The organism is Streptomyces sp. L500 (assembly GCF_054551825.1).
Genome location: NZ_JBTOLC010000040.1, coordinates 18,887 through 41,082, shown reverse-complemented (window position 1 = coordinate 41,082; position 22,196 = coordinate 18,887). Strand labels below are relative to the sequence as shown.

The following is a 22,196-nucleotide window of genomic DNA, read 5'->3' as shown; positions in this document are numbered from 1 at the left end:
GTCGGTAATCGTGTGATGGCGGGAGGGTGTCGTGGAGGTACGACAGGCGAGGCAGGAAGCGCGGCTGCGGGAGCCGGAGCCCGAGCGGGCGCCGGGGCGGGCCGGGGCGCACGGCCCGGCGGGGCCGGGTGTCCCCTTGGCCCGGGCCGCACGGGAACTCGGGCTCAAGCCGCGCGAGTTCGAACTTGCCGTCCAGCTGGGGGAGGTGCGGACCGTCGCGGCCGGCCCGGACGGGCGGCGACGGGTCCCGCCGGAGGAGATCGACCGGCACGGATCGAGCGAGGGCTTCCCCGAAGCGCTGCGCTCCCGGCTCTGGGCCGTGGGCACGGCGGAAGGAGCCGAGCTCATGGGCGTCAGCGCCACCCGCTTCACCCGCCTGGCCCGGGCCGGGTGCTTCACCCCGGTCCGCTTCTACGTCAACCGGTACCGCGCCGTCGTCTGGCACTATCTGGCCGCCGACCTCGCGGAGTTCGCCGACCGCGAACCAGGGCTGCTCACCGGCCGCATCCCCGCCCTGCTGCGGACCGCGTTGGACGAACACTCCGACCGGCGTGCCCGGGGCTGGCGCGCCCGCCGGGTCGACCAGCTGACCGCCCAGGCATCGGACGCCTGGCAGCGGGCGGCCGCCACCGCCGCCGTGCTCGACGCCCCGGAACTGGCACAGGCCGTGCCCGACCCGGGTGAACGGGCGTATCTGAACGCGCTGCGCCCGGAGCTGACCCGGATCCGCTCGGAGGTCCCGGCGGCCCGTGAGGTGATCGAGTCGCTGGTGCTGGCCGAGGACCCGGACGAGATCGACTGGTACAGCCACTGCCTCACGACCGCACTGACCGAGGCCAGAGCCACCCGGCCGGCACCCGGCACCGAGGGAAACGGGAAGACGACGCAGGCACCGGCGGCCGAGCCGGAGCCCCGGCAGGGTGACGCCGAACCGCCGACGACGGCCCGGTCCGTGCGGCCCGGAAGGATCTGGTCATGGCTGCGCGGGCGCGCGTAGACCACGGCCCGGCGGAGTGCCGCGCACGCCGCCGGACCGTGACCGCGAAAGGATCAGAGCTGGCCGACGTCCATGACCCGGACGACCGCCCGGCCCTCCTCGTCGGAGGCCGCGAGGTCCACCTCGGCGGAGATGCCCCAGTCGTGATCGCCGTTGGGGTCGGCGAAGGACTGCCGGACCCGCCACAGACCGTCCTCCGGCCGCTCCTCGATCCGCAGCAGCTTCGGCCCACGCGCGTCGGGGCCGGTGCCCAGGTCGTCGTACTCGTCCCAGTAGGCGTCCATGGCCTCGCCCCAGCGGTCCTCGTCCCAGCCGGACTCGGCGTCCATCTCGCCGAGCTCGGCGACCTTGTCCAGGGCGGCGAGCTCCACCCGGCGGAACATCGCGTTGCGCACCAGCACCCGGAAGGCCCGGGCGTTGGCCGTGACGGGCTTGACCTGGTCGGCGCGCTCCTGGGCCTCCTCCGCGCTCTCCTCCGAGGGGTTGGCCAGCTGCTCCCACTCGTCCAGCAGGCTCGAGTCGACCTGGCGGACCATCTCGCCGAGCCAGGCGATCAGGTCCTCGAAGTCGTCGGACTTCAGGTCGTCCGGCACGGTGTGGTCCAGCGCCTTGTACGCGCTCGCCAGGTAGCGCAGCACGATGCCCTCGGTCCGGGCCAGGTCGTAGTGGGCCGTGAACTCCGTGAACGTCATCGCCCGCTCGTACATGTCACGGATGACCGACTTGGGCGACAGCGGATGGTCGCCGACCCACGGGTGGCTCTTGCGGTAGACGTCGTAGGCGTGGGACAGCAGCTCCTCCAGCGGCTTGGGGTAGCTGACGTCCATGAGGCGCTCCATGCGCTCCTCGTACTCGACGCCCTCCGCCTTCATCGCCGCCACGGCTTCGCCGCGCGCCTTGTTCTGCTGCGCGGCCAGGATCTGCCGGGGGTCGTCCAGCGTCGACTCCACGACCGAGACCATGTCCAGCGCGTACGAGGGGGACTCCGGGTCCAGGAGCTCGAAGGAGGCCAGCGCGAACGTCGACAGCGGCTGGTTGAGCGCGAAGTCCGACTGGAGGTCGACCGTCAGCCGGACGATCCGGCCCTCGGCGTCCGGCTCGTCCAGCCGCTCCACCACGCCGCCGTCCAGCAGCGAACGGTAGATGGCGATGGCCCGGCGGATGTGCCGCAGCTGGTTCTTGCGCGGCTCGTGGTTGTCCTCCAGCAGCCGGCGCATCGCCTCGAAGGCGTTGCCCGGCCGGGCGATGACCGCCAGCAGCATCGCGTGGGTGACCCGGAAACGGGAGGTCAGCTGCTCCGGCTCGGAGGCGATCAGCTTCTCGAAGGTGCTCTCCGTCCAGTTGACGAAGCCCTCGGGAGCCTTCTTGCGGACCACCTTGCGGCGCTTCTTCGGGTCGTCCCCCGCCTTGGCCAGCGCCTTCTCGTTCTCGACGACGTGATCGGGCGCCTGCGCCACGACGAATCCGGCCGTGTCGAAACCGGCCCGCCCGGCCCGGCCCGCGATCTGGTGGAACTCCCGGGCCCGCAGCGTCCGCACCCGCTGGCCGTCGTACTTGGTCAGCGCGGTGAAGAGCACCGTGCGGATGGGCACGTTCACCCCGACGCCCAGGGTGTCGGTACCGCAGATCACCTTCAGCAGTCCGGCCTGCGCCAGCCGCTCCACCAGCCGCCGGTACTTCGGCAGCATCCCGGCGTGGTGGACGCCGATACCGTGCCGGACGTAGCGGGAGAGGTTCCGGCCGAACTTTGTGGTGAAGCGGAAATTGCCGATCAGCTTGGCGATCTCGTCCTTCTCCTCGCGCGAGCACATGTTGATGCTCATCAGCGCCTGCGCCCGCTCGACGGCGGCCGCCTGGGTGAAGTGGACGATGTACACCGGGGCCTGCCGTGTCTGGAGCAGCTCCGTCAGCGTCTCCGTCAGCGGCGTCGCGCGGTACTCGTACGACAGCGGAACGGGCCGGGTCGCCGAGCGGACCACCGAGGTCGGCCGGCCGGTGCGCCGGGTCAGGTCCTCCTCGAAGCGGGAGACGTCACCGAGCGTCGCGGACATCAGGATGAACTGCGCCTGGGGCAGCTCCAGCAGCGGGATCTGCCACGCCCAGCCACGGTCCTGCTCGGCGTAGAAGTGGAACTCGTCCATCACGACCTGGCCGATGTCGGCGTCCTTGCCGTCGCGCAGCGCGATGGAGGCGAGTACCTCGGCCGTGCAGCAGATCACCGGGGCGTCGGCGTTGACCGAGGCGTCGCCGGTGAGCATGCCGACGTTCTCGGTGCCGAAGATCTTGCACAGGTCGAAGAACTTCTCCGAGACCAGCGCCTTGATGGGGGCGGTGTAGAAGGTCACCTGGTCATTGGCGAGCGCGGTGAAGTGCGCGCCCGCCGCGACCAGGCTCTTCCCCGAGCCGGTGGGTGTCGAGAGGATCACGTTCGCCCCGGAGACCACCTCGATCAGAGCCTCCTCCTGGGCGGGGTACAGCGTGATGCCCCGCTCCTCGGCCCAGGTCGAGAAAGCTTCGAAAAGGGCATCGGGGTCGGCATGGCTCGGCATCTGATCGATAAGGGTCACACCCCCATACTGCCTGGCCCCCGGCCGGATCAGGGAACCGGCCGGTCGAACGATGATCATCCGGGCATTACGCTGAGTGGCCGACAGGGCGTCAGCGAGGTCCGGCACGGGCCGGCGAAGGGGTGGCACGACGATGATGGGACCGGCTCATTCGCTCTCCGGGGCGGCGGCCTGGCTGGGTGTGGGAGCGGCGGCCGCCGCGCTGGACCACCCCATGCCCTGGCCCGTGCTCGTCGTCGGCGCCCTGATCTGCGCCGGGGCCGCCCTGGCCCCGGACCTCGACCACAAGTCCGCGACGATATCGCGCTCCTTCGGCCCGATATCGCGGATCCTGTGCGGGATCATCGACCAGCTGTCCCACGCGGTCTACAAGGCCACGAAGTCCAAGGCCGACCCGCGCCGCAGCGGCGGTCACCGCACCCTGACCCACACCGCCCTCTGGGCGGTGCTGATAGGGGCCGGCGCCTCGGCGCTGGCGATGACCGGGGACCGCTGGGCCGTGCTCGGCATCCTCTTCGTCCATATGGTGCTCGCCGTCGAGGGGCTGCTCTGGCGGGCGGCCCGGACCTCCAGCGACGTACTGGTCTGGCTGCTCGGGGCCACCAGCGCCTGGATCCTCGCCGGGATCCTGGACCAACCGGGCAACGGCTCCCACTGGCTGTTCACCGGCCCCGGCGAGGAGTACCTGTGGCTGGGCCTGCCGATCGTCCTCGGCGCGCTCGTCCACGACATCGGGGACGCCCTCACGGTCTCCGGCTGCCCGATCCTGTGGCCCCTGCCCATAGCGCGCAAGCGCTGGTACCCCCTCGGCCCCCCGAAGTCGATGCGCTTCCGGGCCGGCAGCCGCGTCGAGGTCAAGATCCTGATGCCGGCCTTCATGATCCTCGGCGGTGTGGGCGGGCTGGGGGCCCTGGAGCTCCTCTGACCTCCCGGGCCCCCACCCCGCCCGGCGGGCTAGCGGTGCCAGGAGCGCCACAGCGCCGCGTACGCGCCGTCCGCCGCGACCAGTTCGTCGTGGCTGCCCAGCTCGCTGACCCGGCCGTCCTCCGCCACCACGATCACGTCCGCGTCATGGGCGGTATGCAGCCGGTGGGCGATCGCCACGACCGTGCGCCCCTCCAGCACCTTCGCCAGGGAACGCTCCAGATGACGGGCGGCGCGCGGGTCCAGCAGGGAGGTCGCCTCGTCCAGGACGAGGGTGTGCGGATCCGCGAGCACCAGCCGGGCCAGGGCGATCTGCTGGGCCTGGGCCGGGGTCAGCGCGAGCCCACCCGAGCCGACCTCGGTGTCCAGGCCCTTCTCCAGGGCCCGGGCCCACTCCTCGGCGTCCACCGCGGCCAGGGCCGACCACAGCTCCTCGTCCCCGGCGTCCGGCCGGGCGAGCAGCAGGTTGTCCCGCAGGGCGCCGACGAAGACGTGGTGCTCCTGGTTGACCAGGGCCACATGGCGGCGCACCCGCTCCGTCGGCATCCGGGAGAGCTCCGCGCCGCCCAGCGTCACCGACCCCGTCCGCGGCGCGTAGATCCCGGCCAGCAGCCGCCCCAGCGTCGACTTGCCCGCCCCGGACGGCCCGACCAGCGCGACCCGGGTGCCCGGCCGGACGTCGAGCGAGACCCCGTGCAGCACGTCGCCGCCGGGCGCGTAACCGAAGCGGACCCGGTCCGCCCGCACGTCCCGGCCCGCCGGGCGCACCCGCTCGTCGGCGTCGTCGGCGCCGATCTCCCGCACGCCCACGAGCCGGGCCAGCGAGACCTGCGCGACCTGCAGCTCGTCGTACCAGCGCAGGATCAGACCGAGCGGCTCGACGAGCATCTGCGCGAGCAGCGCGCCCGTCGTCAGCTCACCGACCGACAGCCAGCCCCGGAGCACACAGAACCCACCGAGGAGCAGCACGACGCACAGCAGCAGCACATGCGACACGTTGACGACGGGGTACAGCACCGAGCGCAGCCACAACGTATAGCGCTCCCACTGCACCCACTCGAAGACGCGACGGTCGGACAGCGCGACGCGCTCCCGGCCCAGCCGGTGCGCCTCGACGGTCCGCCCGGCGTCCACGGTCTCCGCCAGGGACGCGGCGACGGCCGCGTAACCGGCGGCCTCGGAGCGATAGGCGCCCGGCGCCCGCCGGAAGTACCAGCGGCAGCCGACGAACAGCAACGGGATCGTGACCAGCAGCGACAGGGCGAGCGGCGGCGCCGTGACGGTCAGCGCCCCCAGCAGCAGCCCCGCCCAGACGACGCCGATCGCCAGCTCGGGCACGGCCTCCCGCATGGCGTTGGCCAGCCGGTCGATGTCCGTGGTGATCCGCGACAGCAGATCACCGGTGCCCGCCCGCTCCAGCACACCCGGCGGCAGGCCCACCGACCGCACGAGGAAGTCCTCGCGCAGGTCGGCCAGCATCTCTTCGCCGAGCACCGCCCCGCGCAGCCGCACCATGCGTGTGAACAGCGCCTGGACGGCCAGGGCGACGGCGAAGAGGGAGACAGTACGGCCCAGGTGGAACTCGCGCGCGCCCGAGGCGAGGTCTTCGACCAGTCCGCCCAGCAGATACGGGCCCGTCATGGAGGCGAGCACGGCGACCGCGTTCGCTCCCACGAGCAGGGCGAAGGCGCCCCGGTGCCGGCGCAGTATCCCCTTCGCATAGCTCCGGACCGTGGTGCTTCCGGCCACCGGAAGGGTCGTCGCCGACTCCGGTGCGGCCGGGTCGTAGGCCGGCGGTGCCAGGCCGATCATGCCGTTTCCCCGATCTGCTCGCCGATCTGCTCGCCCTCGTCGGCCTCGGCCTTCTCGAAGCCGGCGAGCTCCCTGCCCAGCGCCTTGCGGTCCAGCGCCTTGTCGTGCATCGGCTTGTCGTCCATCTCCTTGTCGGTCTCTTCTTCCGCCGTGTCCGGTTCCTCTTCCGTCCGGCGGGTGACGACCGCGCGGTAGGAGGGGTCGGTGCGCAGCAGCTCGGCGTGCGCTCCCACCGTCGCCACCCGGCCCTCCTGGAGGAACACCACACGGTCGGCCCGGTCGAGCAGCAGTGGGCTGGAGGTGAACACCACCGTCGTACGGCCCGCGCGCAGCCGGCGCAGCCCGTCGGCGATCCGCGCCTCGGTGTGCGAGTCCACCGCGGCGGTCGGCTCGTCCAGCACCAGTGCCTCCGGGTCGGTGATCAGGGAGCGGGCGAGTGCCAGGCGCTGGCGCTGCCCGCCGGACAGCGAGCGGCCGCGCTCGGTGATCCGGGCCCGCATCGGGTCGTCGCTCCCGTCCGCCGAGGACCGGGACAGCGAGGCCAGTACGTCGTCGCACTGCGTCGCAGCCAGAGCGGCCTCGGCCGTCACGGCTCCCGAGGAGGGCACGTCCAGGAGCTCGGCGAGGGTGCCCGACAGCAGTACCGGGTCCTTGTCCTGGACGAGCACGGCCTCGCGGGCCGCGCCGAGCGGCAGGTCGTCCAGCGCCACACCGCCCAGCAGCACGGAGGGTGTCCCGTCGGCGCCACCGTCGCCGTCGGCGTGACCGCCGAGCCGGTCGGCGAGCCGGCCCGCGGCGTCGGGGTCCCCGCACACCACCGCCGTCAGCCGCCCGGCCGGTGCGAGGAGCCCGGTGACGGGGTCGTACAGATCACCGCGCGGCCGCGGCCCGGGCGCGTCCCGGTCGTCGCCCTCCGGCGGTCCGACGCGCTCCAGCCCCAGCACCCTCGCGGCACGCGCCGCCGAGGGCCGGGAGAAGGAGTAGGCCTGGGCGATCTCCTCGAAGTGGCGCAACGGCAGCAGCAGGAAGCTGACCATGCCGTACACCGTGACCAGCTCGCCCACCTCGATCCGGCCCTCCCGGACCAGCCGTACGCCGTACCAGACCACCGCGATCAACAGCAGCCCCGGCAGCACCACTTGGACCGCCGCTATCAGCGCCCACATCCGGGCACTGCGCACGGCCGCCGTGCGCACCTCCTGGGAGGCGCCGCGGTAGCGGGAGAGGAACAGCTCCTCGCCGCCGATGCCCCGCAGCACCCGCAGCCCGGCCACGGTGTCCGACGCCAGCTCGGTGGCCCGGCCGGCCTTCTCCCGCTGCTCGTCGGCCCGCCGTGTGGCGTGCGGCAGCAACGGCAGCACCGCCAGCGCCAGTACGGGCACACCGGCCGCGACCACCAGCCCCAGGAGGGGCTGGTAGATCGTCAGGGACACGCAGAGCACCAGGGTGGTGAGCAGCGCCGCCATGAAGCGGGAGACGGACTCCACGAACCAGCCGATTTTCTCGACGTCGCCCGTGGACACCGCCACCACTTCACCGGCCGCGACCCGGCGGGTCAGAGTCGCCCCCAACTCGGCGGCCTTGCGGGCCAGAAGCTGCTGCACCCGGGCCGCCGCCGTGATCCAGTTGGTGACCGAGACCCTGTGCAGCATCATGTCGGCCAGCGCCATGCTCGTCCCGAGCAGCAGCATCAGACCGGCCGCCAGCGCCAGCCGGGCGCCGGAACGGTCGATCACCGCCTGTACGGCGAGCCCCGCCGCCAGCGGGAACAGGGCCACGGACGCCATGTTGACCGTGCCCCAGAACATCGCCTTGGCCTGGCCGCCCACCTGGGTCCGCCCCAGCCACAGCAGGAAGCGGGGGCCCGACCGGACGTCCGGGCGGCCGGGGTCGGCGAACGGCAGATCGCGAATGTGCATGACATCCCGGTTCGGAGTGGGTGGTTGGGGTCCGTGCCAGGCTCTCGGCAGGGAGATGTCCGGTTCAACTGGTTTTCCCGCGCCGGGTGTCCGGCCACCGCCCATCAGGCCGGGTTCGTACTGGTGCGCCACCCGGCGACGCGCTTCACTCCTGCCCCATGAGACGACTGTTCCTGGCGCTGTGCGCCGCGGCCACCGGACTCGCGCTGAGCGCGGCACCGGCCACGGCCGCCGCACCCACCGAGTTCGGCACCACCTGGCACGATCCGATCACCGCCGGCCCACCCGTGGCCACCCCTCGCACCACCTCCTGCACCGTGACCGTCGCCGACACCGAATTCCGCGACTACACGCCCTACAAGAGCACCTACGCGCCCCCCAAGCGCTGCGGAGACCGCTGGAACAAGGTCGTCCTCAGACTCGACGGCGCCGTCGCCGGGCGGCAGTTCGACCGCCTCGGCTACCTCCGCATAGGCGGTGTCGAGGTATTGCGCACCTCGACCCCCGAACCGTCGCCCCAGGGCATCACCTGGCATGTCGAGAAGGACGTCACCCGCTACGCCCCCGCCCTGCGTACCCGGCAGCCCGTCGAGATGCTCATCGGCAACCTCGTCAACGAGACCTACACCGGCGTCATCAAGGTCAAGGCGACCCTGACCTTCTACAAGGCCGAGGGACGGGTGAAGCCGGCCGCCACCCCGGACCGGGTCCTCACCCTCGACGGCGCGCGGGCGGCGGGCACGGCGTACGAGGGCGCGCTGACCGTGCCGCGCAACAGCGAGCGCGTCGTGGCCGAGGTCTACGCGACCGGATCGGGCGGCGGCTGCGAGGAGTTCTGGTACCTCGCCGTGCCGGAGCCCGCGCCCTACTCCTGCAAGTCCAAGGACGGGCCCACCCGGGAGGTCCGGGTCTCGGTGGACGGGAAGCTCGCCGGGATCGCCGCCCCCTACCCGACAGTGTGGACCGGCGGCTGGTCCAACCCCTTCCTGTGGTACGTGATCCCCGGCCCGCGCGCCTTCGACGTCCGGCCGGTGGAGTACGACCTCACGCCCTTCGCGGGACAGCTGAACGACGGCAAACCGCACCGGATATCGGTCGCGGTGGCCGGAGTGCCCGAGGGGCAGAGCGGCTGGGACACCCCCGTCAACGTCCTGGTCTGGCAGGACGCCAAGGCGTCCGTGGTCACCGGCGCGCTCACCCGGCACCAGGACGGCGCCTCGCGCAACGGTCTCGACTACCAGCCCGGCACCCGGCACCGGGTATCGGCCGACGCCGGCCACGCGCTCACCGTCTCCGGCTATCTCAACACCTCGCACGGGCGGGTCACCACCACGGTCAGCCGCCGGCTGGCCGCCACCTCGCTGCACCGCTGGAAGGACCGCGAGACCACCGACGGGCTGCGCGCCCGCTGGACGGACGACGAGACCGTCACGGTCGCCGGCCGAGGACCGGCCACCGTGAACACGGCCCACCGCGTCTACAGCATGGAGGGCGTCACCACCATCGCCCCCGACGACCGGCTGGACACCGTGCTGACCATGGGCGACCAAGCCGATCTGCGCACCACGCGGGCGGGGAAGCAGCTCACCTGGAGTCGATTGGACGACACCTACACCGGTAACGCGTCCTACATCCAGAACGTCCCCCGGGAGCGGCGTCACGCGGTGGGGGTCTCCCGTGAGCGCTACCGCCTCCTGGGCCCGGGCGCGTGCTACGACCGCACCCTGGCCACGGCCCAGGGCGAGCTGACGGAGGACAGCCGGCGCTGCTGACCGTCACCCGAAGCGACGCGGGGGTGGGGCGCGCGTTCACGCGCGTGCCACCCCCGCGTCCGTGCGCCGGGTGGCCTCCCCGCGGCGGGTGGGAAGGGCGGGGGCGGTTCAGGGGATGGTGCGGGCCGGGCCCGTCAGCAGCTCGGCGAGCAGATCGCCCAGCACCTCGCGCTGGTCGTCGTCCAACGGGGCCAGGACGTCCTCCACCGCCGCGCGGCGGGCGTCCCGCAGGGCGCGCAGCGTCGAGCGGCCGTGGTCGGTGAGCTCTATGCGGATCACCCGGCGGTTGGACGGATCCGGCACCCGGCGCACCGCCCCATTGGTCTCCAGGGCGTCGACCAGCGTCGTCACCGCCCGGGGCACGACCTCCAGGTGCTCGGCCAGATCCGCCATGCGCGGCGGCGCCTCGTAGTGCGCCACGGTGCGGAGCAGCCGCGACTGGGCGGGCGTGATGCCGACCGGGTCCAGATAGCGCTTCTGCGCGCGATGGAGCCTGCGGGTCAGCCTCAGCAGTTGCTCGGCGAGCTGGCCGGACGTGTCGGGGGCCGTCATGATCGCAATGTTATCAGGACAGCCTTCATTGTGAGCATAGGTAACAGTGAGCTATGCTCTGTTCGGTGCCGGACGTGTCATGCCGCATGAACCGCCCGGCATCGCCCCGGCGTCACCGTGCCGTCCGACTCCCGGACCCGACCTCGCTGAAGGAGCCCATGCCTCACGACGCACTGGACTGGACACCACCTCCCGCAGACCCGGAGCGGCCCGCGCAGGTGCGGCGCATCCTCCGCCTCTTCCACCCGTACCGCGGCCGGCTGGCGCTCGTCGCGCTGCTCGTCGCCGCCTCGTCGCTCGTGACCGTCGCCTCGCCGTTCATGCTGCGCGAAGTCCTCGACGTCGCCATCCCCCGGGGCCGTATGGGCCTGTTGAGCCTGCTGGTGCTCGGCATGATCGCCGCGGCCGTCGTCAACAGCGTCTTCGGCGTGCTCCAGACCCTGATCTCCACCACCGTCGGCCAGCGCGTGATGCACGATCTGCGCACCGCCGTCTACGGGCGGCTCCAGAGCATGCCGCTGGCGTTCTTCACCCGGACCCGCACCGGCGAGGTGCAGTCCCGCATCGCCAACGACATCGGCGGGATGCAGGCCACCGTCACCTCCACCGCCACCTCGCTCGTCTCCAACCTGACCAGCGTCATCGCGACCATCGTCGCGATGGTCGCCCTGGACTGGCGGCTGACGGTCGTCTCCCTCCTCCTGCTGCCGCTCTTCGTCTGGATAGGACGGCGCGTGGGCGACGAACGCAAGAGGATCACCGCCGAACGGCAGACCCAGATGGCCGCCATGGCCTCCATGGTCACCGAATCGCTCTCCGTCAGCGGCATCCTGCTCGGCCGCACCATGGGCCGGGCCGACTCCCTCACCAAGGCCTTCACCGAGGAGTCCGAGCGGCTCGTCGAGCTGGAAGTGCGCACCAACATGGCGGGGCGCTGGCGCATGTCCACCATCGGCGTCGTCATGGCCGCCATGCCCGCCCTCATCTACTGGGCGGCCGGCATCGCCCTGCGGACCGGCGGCCCGGGCATCTCCCTCGGCACGCTCGTGGCCTTCGTCTCCCTCCAGCAGGGCCTCTTCCGGCCCACCGTCGCGCTGCTGTCCACCGGTGTACAGGTGCAGACCTCCGCCGCCCTCTTCCAGCGGATCTTCGAGTACCTCGACCTGCCCGTGGAGATCGCCGAGCCCGCGCACCCGGTCCGCCTGGAGAAGATCCGCGGCGAGGTCGTCTTCGAGAACGTCTCCTTCACCTACGGCCCCGGCAGCGCGGCCCTCAGCGGCATCGACCTCGCCATCCCGGCAGGCGGCAGCCTCGCCGTCGTCGGCCCCACCGGCTCGGGCAAGAGCACCCTGAGCTATCTCGTGCCCCGCCTCTACGACGTCACCGGCGGCCGGGTCCTCATCGACGGGGAGGACGTGCGCGACCTCGACTTCGACACCCTCGCCCGGGCGGTCGGCGTCGTCTCCCAGGAGACCTACCTCTTCCACGCCTCCGTCGCCGACAACCTCCGCTTCGCCAAACCCGACGCCACGGACGAGGAGATCAGAGCCGCCGCCGAGGCCGCCCAGATCCACGACTACGTCGCCTCACTGCCCGACGGCTACGACACCCTCGTCGGCGAGCGCGGCTACCGCTTCTCCGGAGGCGAGAAACAGCGCCTCGCCATCGCCCGCACGATCCTCCGCGACCCGCCCGTGCTCATCCTCGACGAGGCGACCAGCGCCCTGGACACCCACACCGAACACGCCGTCCAGCAGGCCCTCGACACCCTCTCCGCGGGCCGTACGACGATCACCATCGCGCACCGGCTCTCCACCGTCCGCCACGCCGACCAGATCGTCGTCCTGGACGGCGGCCGGATCGCCGAGCGCGGCACCCACCAGGAGCTCCTCGCCGACGACGGGCGCTACGCCGCGCTGGTCCGGCGCGACATCCCCCTCGTGGCCAAGGTCTGACCCTGCGGTCAGGCCCGACCCGTGCCCGAGGCGGACGGCCGGGCCCGGCCTGCCGGCCCGCCCGGCCGCGCACCACCCCGCCACCGGGCCTTAGAGCGACTCGAGCGGCACAGCCTCGGCCATCACCCGGTACCCCGCGTCATTCGGGTGCTTGTGATCCCCGCTGTCGTACGCCGGGTCGAGCGTCTGGGCGTCGTCCGGGGCGGCCAGGGCGGCGGCGAAGTCGGCCACCGCGTCGAAGACCCCCGACGTGCGGATCCACTCGTTGAGCGCGATGCGCTTCGCCTCGGCCCGCGGCGTGTGGTACTCGGCGCCCTTGAACGGCAGAATCGTTCCTCCGATCACCTTGACCCCACGCCGGTGCGCCCGCTCGACGAGCTCCGCGTATCCGGCCGTCAGCTCGGCCACCGACACCTGGGGGTTGGGCCGGTAGGTGGGCAGGTCCACCTCGCTGAACCCGATGTCGTTGAGGCCGACGAGGACGATCGCCGAGCGGACGCCGGGCTTGTCGAGGACGTCCCGGTCGAAACGGGCCGGCGCCCGCTCGCCGAACCACGGCGAGTCGTTGAGCAGCAGATTGCCGCCGATGCCCGCGTTGAGCACGGCCCAGGAGCGGCCGGCGGCCCGCAGCCGCTCGGCGAGCGCGTCGGGGTAGCGCCGATCGGTGTCGGCCGTCGAGCCGAAGCCGTCGGTGAGGGAGTCGCCGAAGGCCACCACCGTCCCGGAGGCCGCTCCGGCACCGCCCGTCACCTCCACGTCGGAGAGGTAGTACCAGAAGTGGGTCCGCTCGGCGAAGCCCTCGGCTCCGGCGTCGGCGGTCCGGTCGCCGGGCGCTCTGAAACTCGTGGCATAAGCCTGCGCGTGGAAGGTCGCCGGTCCCGTCGGGCCCGCGAAGTACAGGGTCACCATGACCGAGGACAGCGGCTCGACCGACAGCTCCACAAGGTCGCTCACGACCTCGCCGCCCGCCGGTACCACCACCGACGACGCCCCGTCGAAGGTCAGCGGCCGCAGCGTGCCGGGCCGGGCCCCGGCGCCCGCACCGGCGAGGGCGAGCGACGCGGCGTCCACGGTCAGCGGCGCCGCGCCGTAGCGGTTCGACAGCCGGATCCGCGCCCCGGAGCCGCCGCCCGTCACCCGGACGACCTGGCGCACGGACTGGCGGTCGAAGCCGCTCTCCGCCCAGTTCTCCTCGAAGCCGTTGCTCGGCCGCTGCACCGGGGCCGACCAGCCCGCCCGCCACCGGGTCCCCGTGTCCGCTCCGCCCGTCGCCCCGGTCCGTGCCGCCGTGTCGAGGCCCGCTGTCCGTACAGCCATGGGTCCGTCCCCCTTCTGGATGGGTCCGCCGGTTCCCCGGCGATCTTCCGCTTCGGGACGATCCTGCCGACCGCGGCCCGGCCCACCCAGCCCCCGGCTTCGCGTACGCACAGCGTGCCTACCACCGGCAGGGTCACCCTCGGCGGTCGCCCGGACCCTCCGGCTCCCCGAACTCCGCGCGGACCGCGGCCGTGTGCTCCCCGAGCGCGGGCACCGCGCCCATCACCGCCTCCCGGCCCGCCACCGTCACCGGCGGCAGCAGCCCGCGCAGCGGACCGGCGGGCGAGCCGAACTCCCGCCATCTGTCCCGCGCCACCAACTGGGGGTGCGCGGCGAACTCGGCGACCGTACGCAGCCGGGCGGCCGCGATGCCCGCGGCGTCCAGCAGGGCGAGGACGCCCTCAGCCGTGTGCCCGGCGAAGCACTCCTCGATGACGGTCGTCAGTTGCTCGTCATGGGCGTGGCGCAGCGGATTGTCCGCGAAGCGTGGATCGCCCGCCAACTCCGGTCGGCGTAACACGCGTTCGCAGAGTGCCCGCCACTCGCGGTCGTTCTGCACGCTGAGGAAGACCTGGCCGCCGTCGCCGCACCCGTAGTGCCCGTAGGGGGAGATGGACGGGTGCCGGGCCCCGGTGCGGGCCAGGGGTGCCCCGCCGTACGCCTCCGCGTAGTACGGCTGTCCCATCCACTCGGCGAGCGCGTCGAAGAGGGAGAGGGACAGGGCCGAGCCCTCGCCGGTGTGCTCGCGCTCGTACAGGGCGGTGAGGATGCCCGTGAAGGCGTACATTCCTCCGGCGATGTCGGCGACGGATATCCCGGGCCGGGCGACGGAGTCCGGGGTTCCGGTGAGCGAGACCAGCCCGGCCTCGCACTGCACCAGCAGGTCGTAGGCCTTTCTGTCCCGGTAGGGTCCGCTCGCGCCGTAGCCGGAGACGTCACAGGTGATCAGGCGGGGGTGGCGGGCCCGCAGGGGGCCTGGAGCCAGGCCCAGTCGCTCGGCGGCGCCGGGGCCGAGGTTCTGCACGAAGACGTCGGCGCGGGCGAGGAGCCGGTCGAGCAGCGCCCGGTCCGTGGCGTCCTTGAGGTCCAGGACCACGCTCTCCTTGCCCCGGTTGACCCAGACGAAATAGGCGGAGAGGCCCTTCACCCTGCGGTCGTAGTCCCGGGCGAAGTCGCCGCGCCCGGGCCGCTCGACCTTGATGACGCGGGCCCCCAGGTCAGCGAGCTGACGGGTGGCGAAGGGGACCGCTACGGCCTGTTCGAGGGCGACGACCGTGATGCCGCGCAGGGGTGGTTCCGGCACGCTTCCTCCTTGGGAACGAGCACGGTTGACAGGGACGGGCGCTGTCAGGAGGGCGGCTCCGGGCTCTCGACGAGGATCACCTCCAGAGTGCGCGGGCCGTGGACCCCCTCGACGCGGTCCAGTTCGATGTCACTCGTCGCCGACGGGCCCGAGATCCAGGTCAGGGGCCGGACGGGGGAGAGGCGCTCCAGGGCTTGGGGCACCGAGGCCACCACCTGGCCGGGGGCCCGCACCACGCACAGGTGGTGGTCGGGCACGAGCGTGATGCGGCGGCGGCCCTGGTCCGGGCCCGCGTCGAGGACCAGGGTGCCGGTCTCGGCGATCGCCAGCGCGCACCCGGTGACCACGCTGTCCACGGCGTCCAGGGTATGGGCCGTCAGCTCGACGGTGTCCACGACCTGTTCGACCGCCGCCGCCTCCGCCAGCCAGCCGTCCGGCAGGCCGGCCGGTACGACGACCCGGTGGGCTCCGCGCCGGCGGAGCAGCTCCGCGAGCAGCGCGGGCAGCCCGGGCGGGTCCGTGCGGTGGACGACGGCGCGGTAGTCCGTCAGCCGTGCGGCGAGCAGGTCGACGGACTCGGCCGGCGTCCGTTCGCCGTGCGCCCGTAGATAGTCCCGGGGAACCGGGTGATCCTCGGGGCGCTCGTAGCGCGGCACATCGGCCAGCGCGCGCCGCACGCGCCCCAGGACGCGCGCCCTGCTGGGAGAGTGCGCCGGACCGTCGGTCATGACCGCTCTCCCCGGGTGCGGGCCCACCAGTCCCGGAAGGACTCCTCGGGCACTTCCGGCAGTTCACGGGTGTCCGACCAGGCGCGGCCCGGGCCCGGCAGTCGCCGGGGGTGGGCACGGCGGGTCCGGGCGGCGAGGCGCTGGGCCCGGCGCAGCGCGGCCGGGTGGTCGAAGGCCCAGCCGGCGGCGCGCATCGCGGCGCGCATCGCGGCGCGCTCCAGGGCGTGGCGCTTCGCGGGCCTGATCACGGTCCGGTTGCCGCCGACGGTGACGGGCCCGCCCTCCACGACCCGCTCCCGCAGATGGACCAGGACCTCCGGGATGTCGATGGCCACCGGGCACACCTCGTAGCAGGCGCCGCACAGGGACGAGGCGAAGGGGAGCGACTCCTCCAGCGGCGAGGCGAGGCCGCGCAGTTGCGGGGTGAGGATCGCGCCGATGGGCCCGGGGTAGGACGAGCCGTAGGCGTGGCCGCCGGCGCGCTCGTAGACCGGGCAGACGTTGAGGCAGGCCGAGCAGCGGATGCAGCGCAGCGCCTGGCGCCCGACCTCGTCGGCGAGGGTGTCGGTGCGGCCGTTGTCGAGCAGCACGAGGTGGAAGTCGCGGGGGCCGTCCTCGTCCGTGGTGCCCGTCCACATCGAGGTGTAGGGGTTCATGCGCTCGGCGGTGGAGGAACGCGGCAGCAGCTGGAGGTAGATCTCCAGGTCCCGCCAGGTCGGTACGGTCTTCTCGATTCCGACCACGGAAATCAGGGTTTCGGGGAGTGTGAGGCACATACGGCCGTTGCCCTCGGACTCGACGACGACCAGGGTGCCGGTCTCGGCCACCATGAAGTTGGCGCCGGAGATGCCGACCTTGCAGCGCAGGAACTTCTCGCGCAGGTGCAGCCGCGCGGCCTCGGCGAGGTCGGCGGGCCGGTCGGTGAGCCCTTCGGGTGCCGGGCGGCCCCAGTCGGCCATCCGGTCGCGGAAGATGTCGCGGATCTCCCGGCGGCCGCGATGGATCGCCGGGACGAGGATGTGGGAGGGCAGGTCGTCGCCGAGCTGGACGATGAGCTCGGCGAGGTCCGTCTCGTAGGCGCGGATGCCCGCCTCCTCCAGGGCGGCGTTGAGGCCGGTCTCCTGGGTGACCATGGACTTGACCTTGACGACCTCGCGCTCGCCGGTGGCCCGCACGAGGTCGGTGACGATGCGGTTCGCCTCGTCGGCGTCGGCCGCCCAGTGGACCGTGCCCCCGGCGCGGGTGACGTTCTCCTCCAGCAGCGGCAGATAGTGGTCCAGGTGGCGCAGCGTGCGGTCCTTGACGGCCGCTCCGGCCGCCCGCAGCCGCTCCCAGTCCTCCAGTTCGGCCACGGCGGCGGACCGCTTGGCGCGGATGGTGTGGGTGGCGTGCCGGAGGTTGGCGCGCAGCGTGCCGTCCCGGGTCGACTCGGCGGCGGCGCGGGGGAAGGCGGGCATGCCCAGGTAGGTACGGCTCACGGCACGACTCCGTCCGTACAGGCCAGGATCTCCGCCAGGTGGAGGGCGCGCACGGGGGAGTCCTCCCGGGCGAGGGTGCCGCCGATGTGCAGCAGGCAGGAGTTGTCGGCCGCGCAGACCGTCGCGGCGCCGGTCCGGGTGATCGCCCGGGCCTTGTCGGCGCCCATGGCGGCGGAGACGGCGGCGTTCTTGACGGCGAACGTGCCGCCGAAGCCGCAGCACTCGTCGGCGCCTTCGAGCTCGCGCAGTTCGAGCCCCTCGACGTGCTCCAGCAGCCGGCGCGGGCGGTCACGCAGGCCCAGGGCGCGCAGACCGTGGCAGGTGGGGTGGTAGGTGACCGTGTGGGGGAAGCGGGCGCCGACGTCGACGACACCCAGCACGTCCACCAGGAACTCGGTGAGTTCGTACGTCCTGGGCACCAGCCGCTCCGTGGCGGCACGCAGCCGCGCCGCCTCCGCGGGGCGTCCCTCGGCGGCCGCGCGGGCGGCGATCCGGGGGTAGGCGTCCCGGACCATCGCGGCGCACGAGGCGGAGGGGGTGACGACGTACTCGTGATCGGCGAACGCGGCGGCGGTGCGCAGGAGCAGCGGCTCGGCGCCGTGGCGGTAGCCCGTGTTGTACAGGGGCTGGCCGCAGCAGCTCTGCGCAGGCGGGAAGTCGACGCGCACGCCGAGCCGTTCCAGCAGCGTGACCACGGCCCGGCCGGTGCTCGGCCGCAGCGTGTCGTTGACGCAGGTGACGAACAGCCCTACGCGCATGACACCTCGGCCATCTCCTCGCGGTCGGTGACGCGGTCGGTGACGCTGTCGGTGACGCTCCGGCCAGTGATCGTCTCCGCCGCCTCATACTGCCGCAGCGAGCGCCCGCTGGGAAGAACCCGCCGCGTCCGGTGGGCCCTCCGCCAGGAGTGTCCTGATCTCGCGCACGGCGGCGCGCCCGGCGCGGTTGGCGCCGATGGTGCTCGCCGACGGCCCGTAGCCGACCAGGTGGACGCGGGGGTCGCGGACCGCGCGCGTGCCCTCGAGCCGGATGCCGCCGCCCGCCTCGCGCAGCCCCAGCGGGGCGAGGTGGCCGAGGGCCGCGCGGAAGCCGGTGGCCCACAGGATGACGTCGGCGTCGACGGCCGTGCCGTCGGCCCAGGCGACACCGGTCGGCGTGACACGGTCGAACATCGGCAGCCGGTCCAGGACCCCGGCCGCGCGGGCCCGTTCCATCGCGGCCGTCATCGGGAGCCCCGTCACCGACACGACGCTCCGCGGCGGGAGGCCCTCCCGCACCCGTCGCTCCACCAGGGCGACGGCGTCGCGGCCGCGTGCCTCGTCGAAGGGACCTTCCCGGAAGACGGGCGGCCGACGCGTCACCCAGGTCGTGGCGTCCGCCACCTCGGCGATCTCCAGCAGGTGCTGCACCGCCGAGGTGCCGCCGCCGACGACCACGACGCGCAGCCCGGCGAAGGCGTCCGGCCCGGGGTAGTCGGCGGTGTGCAGCTGACGGCCCCGGAAGCTCTCCCCGCCGGGGTAGCGGGGCCAGAAGGGGCGCTCCCAAGTGCCGGTCGCGTTGATCAGCGTACGGGCCGACCAGGCGCCCTCGGACGTCTCCACGCGCAGCCGCCCGCCGCCGCCCTCGCGCACCGCGCGCACGTCGACCGGCCGGCGCACGCGCAGGCCGAAGGCGCGCTCGTAGTCCGCGAAGTACCCGGCGATCACCTCCGAGGAGGGCCGGTCGTCGTCCGCGCCCGTCAGCTCCATGCCCGGCAGGGCGTGCATGCCGTGCACCTTGCCGTAGGTCAGCGTCGGCCAGCGAAACTGCCAGGCGCCGCCGGGATTCGGCGAACGGTCGAGGACGACGAAGTCCCGCTCGGGCTCGTACCCCACGCGCCGCAGGTGGTAGGCGGCGGACAGGCCCGCCTGCCCGGCGCCCACGACCACGGCCTCGACGTCCCGCACCCCGGTTTCGTTCATGTTTCTACTAACTGTCGGGACGGGTGATCTCTTCCCGGCGGGCGGGGGCGGGCGGGCGCCGGTACGACGAGGTGCGGGATCCGTACGAAGATGGGCGCATGAGCGATACCTTCCGCACCCGTGTCCTGGAGATCACCACCGGCCGCTCCGAGCGCGTGTACGACCTCACCGATCACTGCGAGGCGTTCCTGCGCGAGGCGGCCGGGGGCCGTGACGGCCTGCTCAATGTGTTCGTGCCCCACGCGACCGCCGGCGTGGCGGTGCTGGAGACGGGCGCGGGCAGCGACGACGACCTGCTGGCCGCGCTGCGGGACCTGCTGCCCGCGGACGACCGCTGGCGGCACCGGCACGGCAGCCGGGGCCACGGCCGTGACCACGTGTTGCCGGCCCTGGTGCCGCCGCACGCGACCCTTCCGGTCATCGGTGGGCGGCTGGAGCTCGGAACCTGGCAGTCCGTGTGCCTGGTCGACACCAACGTGGACAACCCGGACCGTCAGGTGCGGCTGAGCTTCCTGGGCTGAGGGGCGCTGAGGATCAGTCCTTCTGCGCCGATCGCGGAAGCTGGCGCAGCTTCAGCTCGGTCTTCGTGCCGAAGGCCCAGTCGAGCATCCGCACGGCGTCGGGGTAGCGGTTCGTGGGGTCGTTGAGGATGACGCCCACGACCGTGCGGTCGCCGCGCCGGGCGGCGAAGACCAGGCACGGCCCGGCGGCCGTGCCGGTTCCGGTCTTGATGCCGATCGCGCCCTCGTAGGACCCGAGCAGCTTGTTGGTGTTGTCCCAGCGGTAGGTGCGGTTGACGTTCACGGCCTTCTGGCTGGTGGTCGTCGTCTTGACCACCGTGGCGAGCGTGTCGTTCGCCAGCGCGTACCGGGCCAGCGTCGCCGAGTCGCGCGGGGTGGTGTAGTTGTCCCCGTTGGTCGATATGCCGTCGAACGAGTCGTACCGGGTGTTGGTCATGCCCAGGTCCTCGGCCGTCTTGTTCATCTTGGCTATGAACTGCCGGGTCCGGGCGGCCTCCGTGTTGCCCAGACCGAAGGTGTCGGCGAGCGCGTACGCGGCGTCGCACCCGGAGGGGAGCATCAGCCCGTACAGCAGCTGACGTACGGTCAGGGTGTCGCCCGTCCGCAGGTCGGCGGTGCTGGCGCCAGTGCGTTCCACGTAGTCGCGGTACGACTGCTTGATGGTGACCTGCTTGTCGAGGTCGAGGCCGCGCTTGTTCAGCACCGTGACCGCGGTCATGATCTTGGTGGTGCTGGCCATCTGTCGCTTGGTGTCGGCGTCCTTGCCCCACAGCTCGTGGTTCGCTCCGCTGTCGAGCAGGAACGCGCCCCGCGCGGCGATGCCGGACGGGCCGCCCTCGGCCTGGGCGGTCGCCGCGGGCAGCGCGACGGCCAGCGCGAGCGCCGAGGCGATCGCAGCCGCGTACCGGCGGCGGACGGATCTGCTTCTGAGCTCCATGAAGGGACCTTTTTCCTCGTGAATCGGGTGTGGCGTGCAGATGATCGCACCAGTCACTCCGTGAGGAAAAAATGGAATGTGCGGTTCATTCCCTACGGCCGTTGAAGACCCACGCGTAGGCCCGTTCGGCGTCGAACTCCCCCTGGCCGCCCGGGAACAGCAGCCCCGCCGTCCTGAAGGCCGGGTCCGCGGCCACGGTCGGCGCGTACGGCACACCCACGCACCGTATCCCCGCCCGGTGCGCCGCCTCGGCGCCCGGAGGCGCGTCCTCCACCACCACGCAACTCCCGGGCTCCGCGTCCAACTGCCGTGCCGCCTCCAGGAAGACGTCCGGTTCGGGCTTGCCCCGGGGCACCTCCTCGGCCGAGACCACCGCGGCGAAACGGTCCGTCAGGCCGACGCACTCCAGCACCGCTCGGATGATCCGCCGCGAGGATCCGGACGCCACGGCCAGCGGCACCCCGGCCTCGTCCAGCCGTTCCACGTACGCCCGCATCCGGGGGAACGTTTCGGTGCGCGTCCCCGCCAGCTCCAGATACGCGCGGTTCAGCTCGGCGAGCAGCTCGTCCACGGGCACGTCGAGGCGGTGCTCCCGGCGCAGGGTCTCCAGCGTCTCGAGCGTGCCGATCCCCACGAACCGCAGGTGATCGTCCCAGCCGAAGGCGCGTACACCGTGGTGGGCGAGTACGGCCCGGCTCGCCTCGAAATAGTTCGGCTCGCTGTCCACCAGCGTTCCGTCGAGATCGAAGATGACCGCGAGAGGCGCGGACGCGCTTGAAGTGATCACGCGCCCAGCATGGCAGGGCCCTACGGGCCTCACGGCACCGCGGGCCCGGCGGTCAGGTGGTGCGCTGCGCCGCCCGCCCGACCGACTCCACCAGCGGCACCATCCGGTAGGGCACCCGCTCGCGCAGCACCATCTCGGTCCGCGTGCGCACCACGCCGGGCAGCTGCACCAGCCGCTGGATCACGTCCTCCAGGTGTGCCGGGTCGCGTGCGACGACGCGCGCCATCAGATCGCCGCTGCCCGTTATCGAGAACGCCTCGATGATCTCCGGTACGTCACCGAGCTCGTTCGCCACGCTGTCGAGGTGGCCCTGGGTGACCTCGATGTGGACGAACGCCAGCACGGGGTGGCCGAGCGCGGCGGGGGAGAGGCGGGGGCCGGTCCCGGTGATCACGCCGTCGCGCTCCAGCCGGTCGAGCCGCGCCTGCAGCGTGCCGCGCGCGATCCCGAGCAGCCGCGCGTACTCCCGAGCGCTCGTCCGCGGCCGCTCCAGCAGCAGTCGCAGGATCCTGGCGTCCAGCGCGTCCACGGCCATGGGCCATCGGCTCCCTCGGGGTCGTTCGGTCCGGCCCGCACTGTACCAATGGCCCAGTCGTCCGGGGTGAAGCCGCACGGTACGGCGGAACGCGGCCATTGGCCCGCTCCTGGCGCAGTTACTCGCTGTTC

The 22,196-nt window shown here is 72.7% G+C and carries 18 protein-coding genes; 5 read left to right on the top strand and 13 right to left on the bottom strand.

Translation table 11 applies throughout. The features are described from left to right. Positions 1-31 precede the first annotated feature (31 nt). On the top strand, positions 32-997 hold the full coding sequence (locus tag ACX9I7_RS26540) for a DUF6397 family protein (protein ID WP_387567925.1): 966 nt from the start codon (positions 32-34) through the stop codon (positions 995-997). A gap of 53 nt (positions 998-1,050) precedes the next feature. On the opposite strand, the gene ACX9I7_RS26535 is transcribed toward ACX9I7_RS26540, so the two are convergent. Then, complete coding sequence (locus ACX9I7_RS26535) at positions 1,051-3,564, bottom strand: DEAD/DEAH box helicase (RefSeq protein WP_189447867.1); 2,514 nt, start codon at positions 3,562-3,564, stop codon at positions 1,051-1,053. Between the two features lie 133 nt (positions 3,565-3,697). Here ACX9I7_RS26535 and ACX9I7_RS26530 point away from each other — a divergent pair, with 133 nt between their 5' ends. Continuing rightward, positions 3,698-4,489, top strand: a complete 792-nt coding sequence (locus ACX9I7_RS26530) for a metal-dependent hydrolase (protein WP_387567931.1) — start codon at positions 3,698-3,700, stop codon at positions 4,487-4,489. 29 nt (positions 4,490-4,518) lie between these two features. Here ACX9I7_RS26530 and ACX9I7_RS26525 read toward each other — a convergent pair whose 3' ends face one another. Together ACX9I7_RS26525 and ACX9I7_RS26520 are read right to left on the bottom strand one after the other, a co-directional pair. Further along, the gene (locus ACX9I7_RS26525; RefSeq protein WP_459388751.1) at positions 4,519-6,300 is read right to left on the bottom strand and encodes an ABC transporter ATP-binding protein; all 1,782 of its coding nucleotides are present in this window, start codon (positions 6,298-6,300) and stop codon (positions 4,519-4,521) included. After that, positions 6,297-8,219: an ABC transporter transmembrane domain-containing protein gene (locus ACX9I7_RS26520; RefSeq protein WP_459388750.1), complete on the bottom strand. Its 1,923-nt coding sequence runs from the start codon at positions 8,217-8,219 to the stop codon at positions 6,297-6,299. The genes ACX9I7_RS26525 and ACX9I7_RS26520 overlap by 4 nt, the downstream gene beginning before the upstream one ends. A 158-nt stretch (positions 8,220-8,377) precedes the next feature. Here ACX9I7_RS26520 and ACX9I7_RS26515 point away from each other — a divergent pair, with 158 nt between their 5' ends. Continuing rightward, on the top strand, positions 8,378-9,991 hold the full coding sequence (locus ACX9I7_RS26515) for a peptide-N4-asparagine amidase (protein WP_459388749.1): 1,614 nt from the start codon (positions 8,378-8,380) through the stop codon (positions 9,989-9,991). A gap of 108 nt (positions 9,992-10,099) precedes the next feature. Here the strand turns inward: ACX9I7_RS26515 and ACX9I7_RS26510 are convergent, their stop codons facing one another. Next, positions 10,100-10,543, bottom strand: a complete 444-nt coding sequence (locus ACX9I7_RS26510) for a MarR family winged helix-turn-helix transcriptional regulator (protein WP_358621583.1) — start codon at positions 10,541-10,543, stop codon at positions 10,100-10,102. Positions 10,544-10,701: 158 nt separating this feature from the next. Between ACX9I7_RS26510 and ACX9I7_RS26505 the strand changes: the two genes are divergently transcribed. Then, positions 10,702-12,498, top strand: coding sequence for an ABC transporter ATP-binding protein (locus tag ACX9I7_RS26505; RefSeq protein WP_387567943.1), 1,797 nt, complete (start codon positions 10,702-10,704; stop codon positions 12,496-12,498). A gap of 90 nt (positions 12,499-12,588) precedes the next feature. Here ACX9I7_RS26505 and ACX9I7_RS26500 read toward each other — a convergent pair whose 3' ends face one another. The 6 genes from ACX9I7_RS26500 to ACX9I7_RS26475 form a co-directional block, all read right to left on the bottom strand. Then, positions 12,589-13,815, bottom strand: coding sequence for an SGNH/GDSL hydrolase family protein (locus ACX9I7_RS26500; RefSeq protein WP_459388748.1), 1,227 nt, complete (start codon positions 13,813-13,815; stop codon positions 12,589-12,591). A 133-nt stretch (positions 13,816-13,948) separates the two neighbouring features. Continuing rightward, entirely contained in the window at positions 13,949-15,118 is a 1,170-nt protein-coding gene (locus tag ACX9I7_RS26495) for a CaiB/BaiF CoA transferase family protein (protein WP_387567948.1), read from the bottom strand. 44 nt (positions 15,119-15,162) lie between these two features. Further along, positions 15,163-15,846 carry a LutC/YkgG family protein gene (locus ACX9I7_RS26490; protein ID WP_459388747.1) on the bottom strand — a complete coding sequence of 228 codons (684 nt, stop codon included), beginning with the start codon at positions 15,844-15,846 and terminating at the stop codon, positions 15,163-15,165. Further along, the gene (locus tag ACX9I7_RS26485) at positions 15,843-17,324 is read right to left on the bottom strand and encodes a lactate utilization protein B (protein ID WP_459388746.1); all 1,482 of its coding nucleotides are present in this window, start codon (positions 17,322-17,324) and stop codon (positions 15,843-15,845) included. The genes ACX9I7_RS26490 and ACX9I7_RS26485 overlap by 4 nt, the downstream gene beginning before the upstream one ends. Next, positions 17,321-18,082, bottom strand: coding sequence for a (Fe-S)-binding protein (locus ACX9I7_RS26480; RefSeq protein ID WP_387567957.1), 762 nt, complete (start codon positions 18,080-18,082; stop codon positions 17,321-17,323). The genes ACX9I7_RS26485 and ACX9I7_RS26480 overlap by 4 nt, the downstream gene beginning before the upstream one ends. A gap of 84 nt (positions 18,083-18,166) precedes the next feature. Then, a complete protein-coding gene (locus ACX9I7_RS26475; RefSeq protein WP_459388745.1) occupies positions 18,167-19,285 on the bottom strand; it encodes an NAD(P)-binding domain-containing protein in 1,119 nt (372 codons plus the stop codon). Between the two features lie 98 nt (positions 19,286-19,383). Between ACX9I7_RS26475 and ACX9I7_RS26470 the strand changes: the two genes are divergently transcribed. Next, a complete protein-coding gene (locus tag ACX9I7_RS26470; protein WP_126917100.1) occupies positions 19,384-19,806 on the top strand; it encodes a secondary thiamine-phosphate synthase enzyme YjbQ in 423 nt (140 codons plus the stop codon). 13 nt (positions 19,807-19,819) lie between these two features. Here the strand turns inward: ACX9I7_RS26470 and ACX9I7_RS26465 are convergent, their stop codons facing one another. The 3 genes from ACX9I7_RS26465 to ACX9I7_RS26455 form a co-directional block, all read right to left on the bottom strand. Next, positions 19,820-20,743: a D-alanyl-D-alanine carboxypeptidase family protein gene (locus tag ACX9I7_RS26465; RefSeq protein WP_387567964.1), complete on the bottom strand. Its 924-nt coding sequence runs from the start codon at positions 20,741-20,743 to the stop codon at positions 19,820-19,822. A gap of 85 nt (positions 20,744-20,828) precedes the next feature. After that, positions 20,829-21,530 (bottom strand): HAD family hydrolase, encoded by a 702-nt coding sequence (locus tag ACX9I7_RS26460; protein WP_459388744.1) that lies wholly within the window; start codon positions 21,528-21,530, stop codon positions 20,829-20,831. A gap of 52 nt (positions 21,531-21,582) precedes the next feature. Beyond that, the gene (locus ACX9I7_RS26455) at positions 21,583-22,065 is read right to left on the bottom strand and encodes an Lrp/AsnC family transcriptional regulator (protein ID WP_126917102.1); all 483 of its coding nucleotides are present in this window, start codon (positions 22,063-22,065) and stop codon (positions 21,583-21,585) included. Between the last annotated feature and the right edge of the window lie 131 nt (positions 22,066-22,196).

What these genes read in the sequence shown, in the direction of transcription:
- ACX9I7_RS26475 (WP_459388745.1), bottom strand. Translation starts at nt 19,285, where the DNA reads ATGAACGAAACCGGGGTGCGGGACGTCGAGGCCGTGGTCGTGGGCGCC.
- ACX9I7_RS26480 (WP_387567957.1), bottom strand. Translation starts at nt 18,082, where the DNA reads ATGCGCGTAGGGCTGTTCGTCACCTGCGTCAACGACACGCTGCGGCCG.
- ACX9I7_RS26505 (WP_387567943.1), top strand. Translation starts at nt 10,702, where the DNA reads ATGCCTCACGACGCACTGGACTGGACACCACCTCCCGCAGACCCGGAG.
- ACX9I7_RS26530 (WP_387567931.1), top strand. Translation starts at nt 3,698, where the DNA reads ATGATGGGACCGGCTCATTCGCTCTCCGGGGCGGCGGCCTGGCTGGGT.
- ACX9I7_RS26520 (WP_459388750.1), bottom strand. Translation starts at nt 8,219, where the DNA reads ATGCACATTCGCGATCTGCCGTTCGCCGACCCCGGCCGCCCGGACGTC.
- ACX9I7_RS26500 (WP_459388748.1), bottom strand. Translation starts at nt 13,815, where the DNA reads ATGGCTGTACGGACAGCGGGCCTCGACACGGCGGCACGGACCGGGGCG.
- ACX9I7_RS26465 (WP_387567964.1), bottom strand. Translation starts at nt 20,743, where the DNA reads ATGGAGCTCAGAAGCAGATCCGTCCGCCGCCGGTACGCGGCTGCGATC.
- ACX9I7_RS26525 (WP_459388751.1), bottom strand. Translation starts at nt 6,300, where the DNA reads ATGATCGGCCTGGCACCGCCGGCCTACGACCCGGCCGCACCGGAGTCG.
- ACX9I7_RS26510 (WP_358621583.1), bottom strand. Translation starts at nt 10,543, where the DNA reads ATGACGGCCCCCGACACGTCCGGCCAGCTCGCCGAGCAACTGCTGAGG.
- ACX9I7_RS26515 (WP_459388749.1), top strand. Translation starts at nt 8,378, where the DNA reads ATGAGACGACTGTTCCTGGCGCTGTGCGCCGCGGCCACCGGACTCGCG.
- ACX9I7_RS26490 (WP_459388747.1), bottom strand. Translation starts at nt 15,846, where the DNA reads ATGACCGACGGTCCGGCGCACTCTCCCAGCAGGGCGCGCGTCCTGGGG.
- ACX9I7_RS26455 (WP_126917102.1), bottom strand. Translation starts at nt 22,065, where the DNA reads ATGGCCGTGGACGCGCTGGACGCCAGGATCCTGCGACTGCTGCTGGAG.
- ACX9I7_RS26470 (WP_126917100.1), top strand. Translation starts at nt 19,384, where the DNA reads ATGAGCGATACCTTCCGCACCCGTGTCCTGGAGATCACCACCGGCCGC.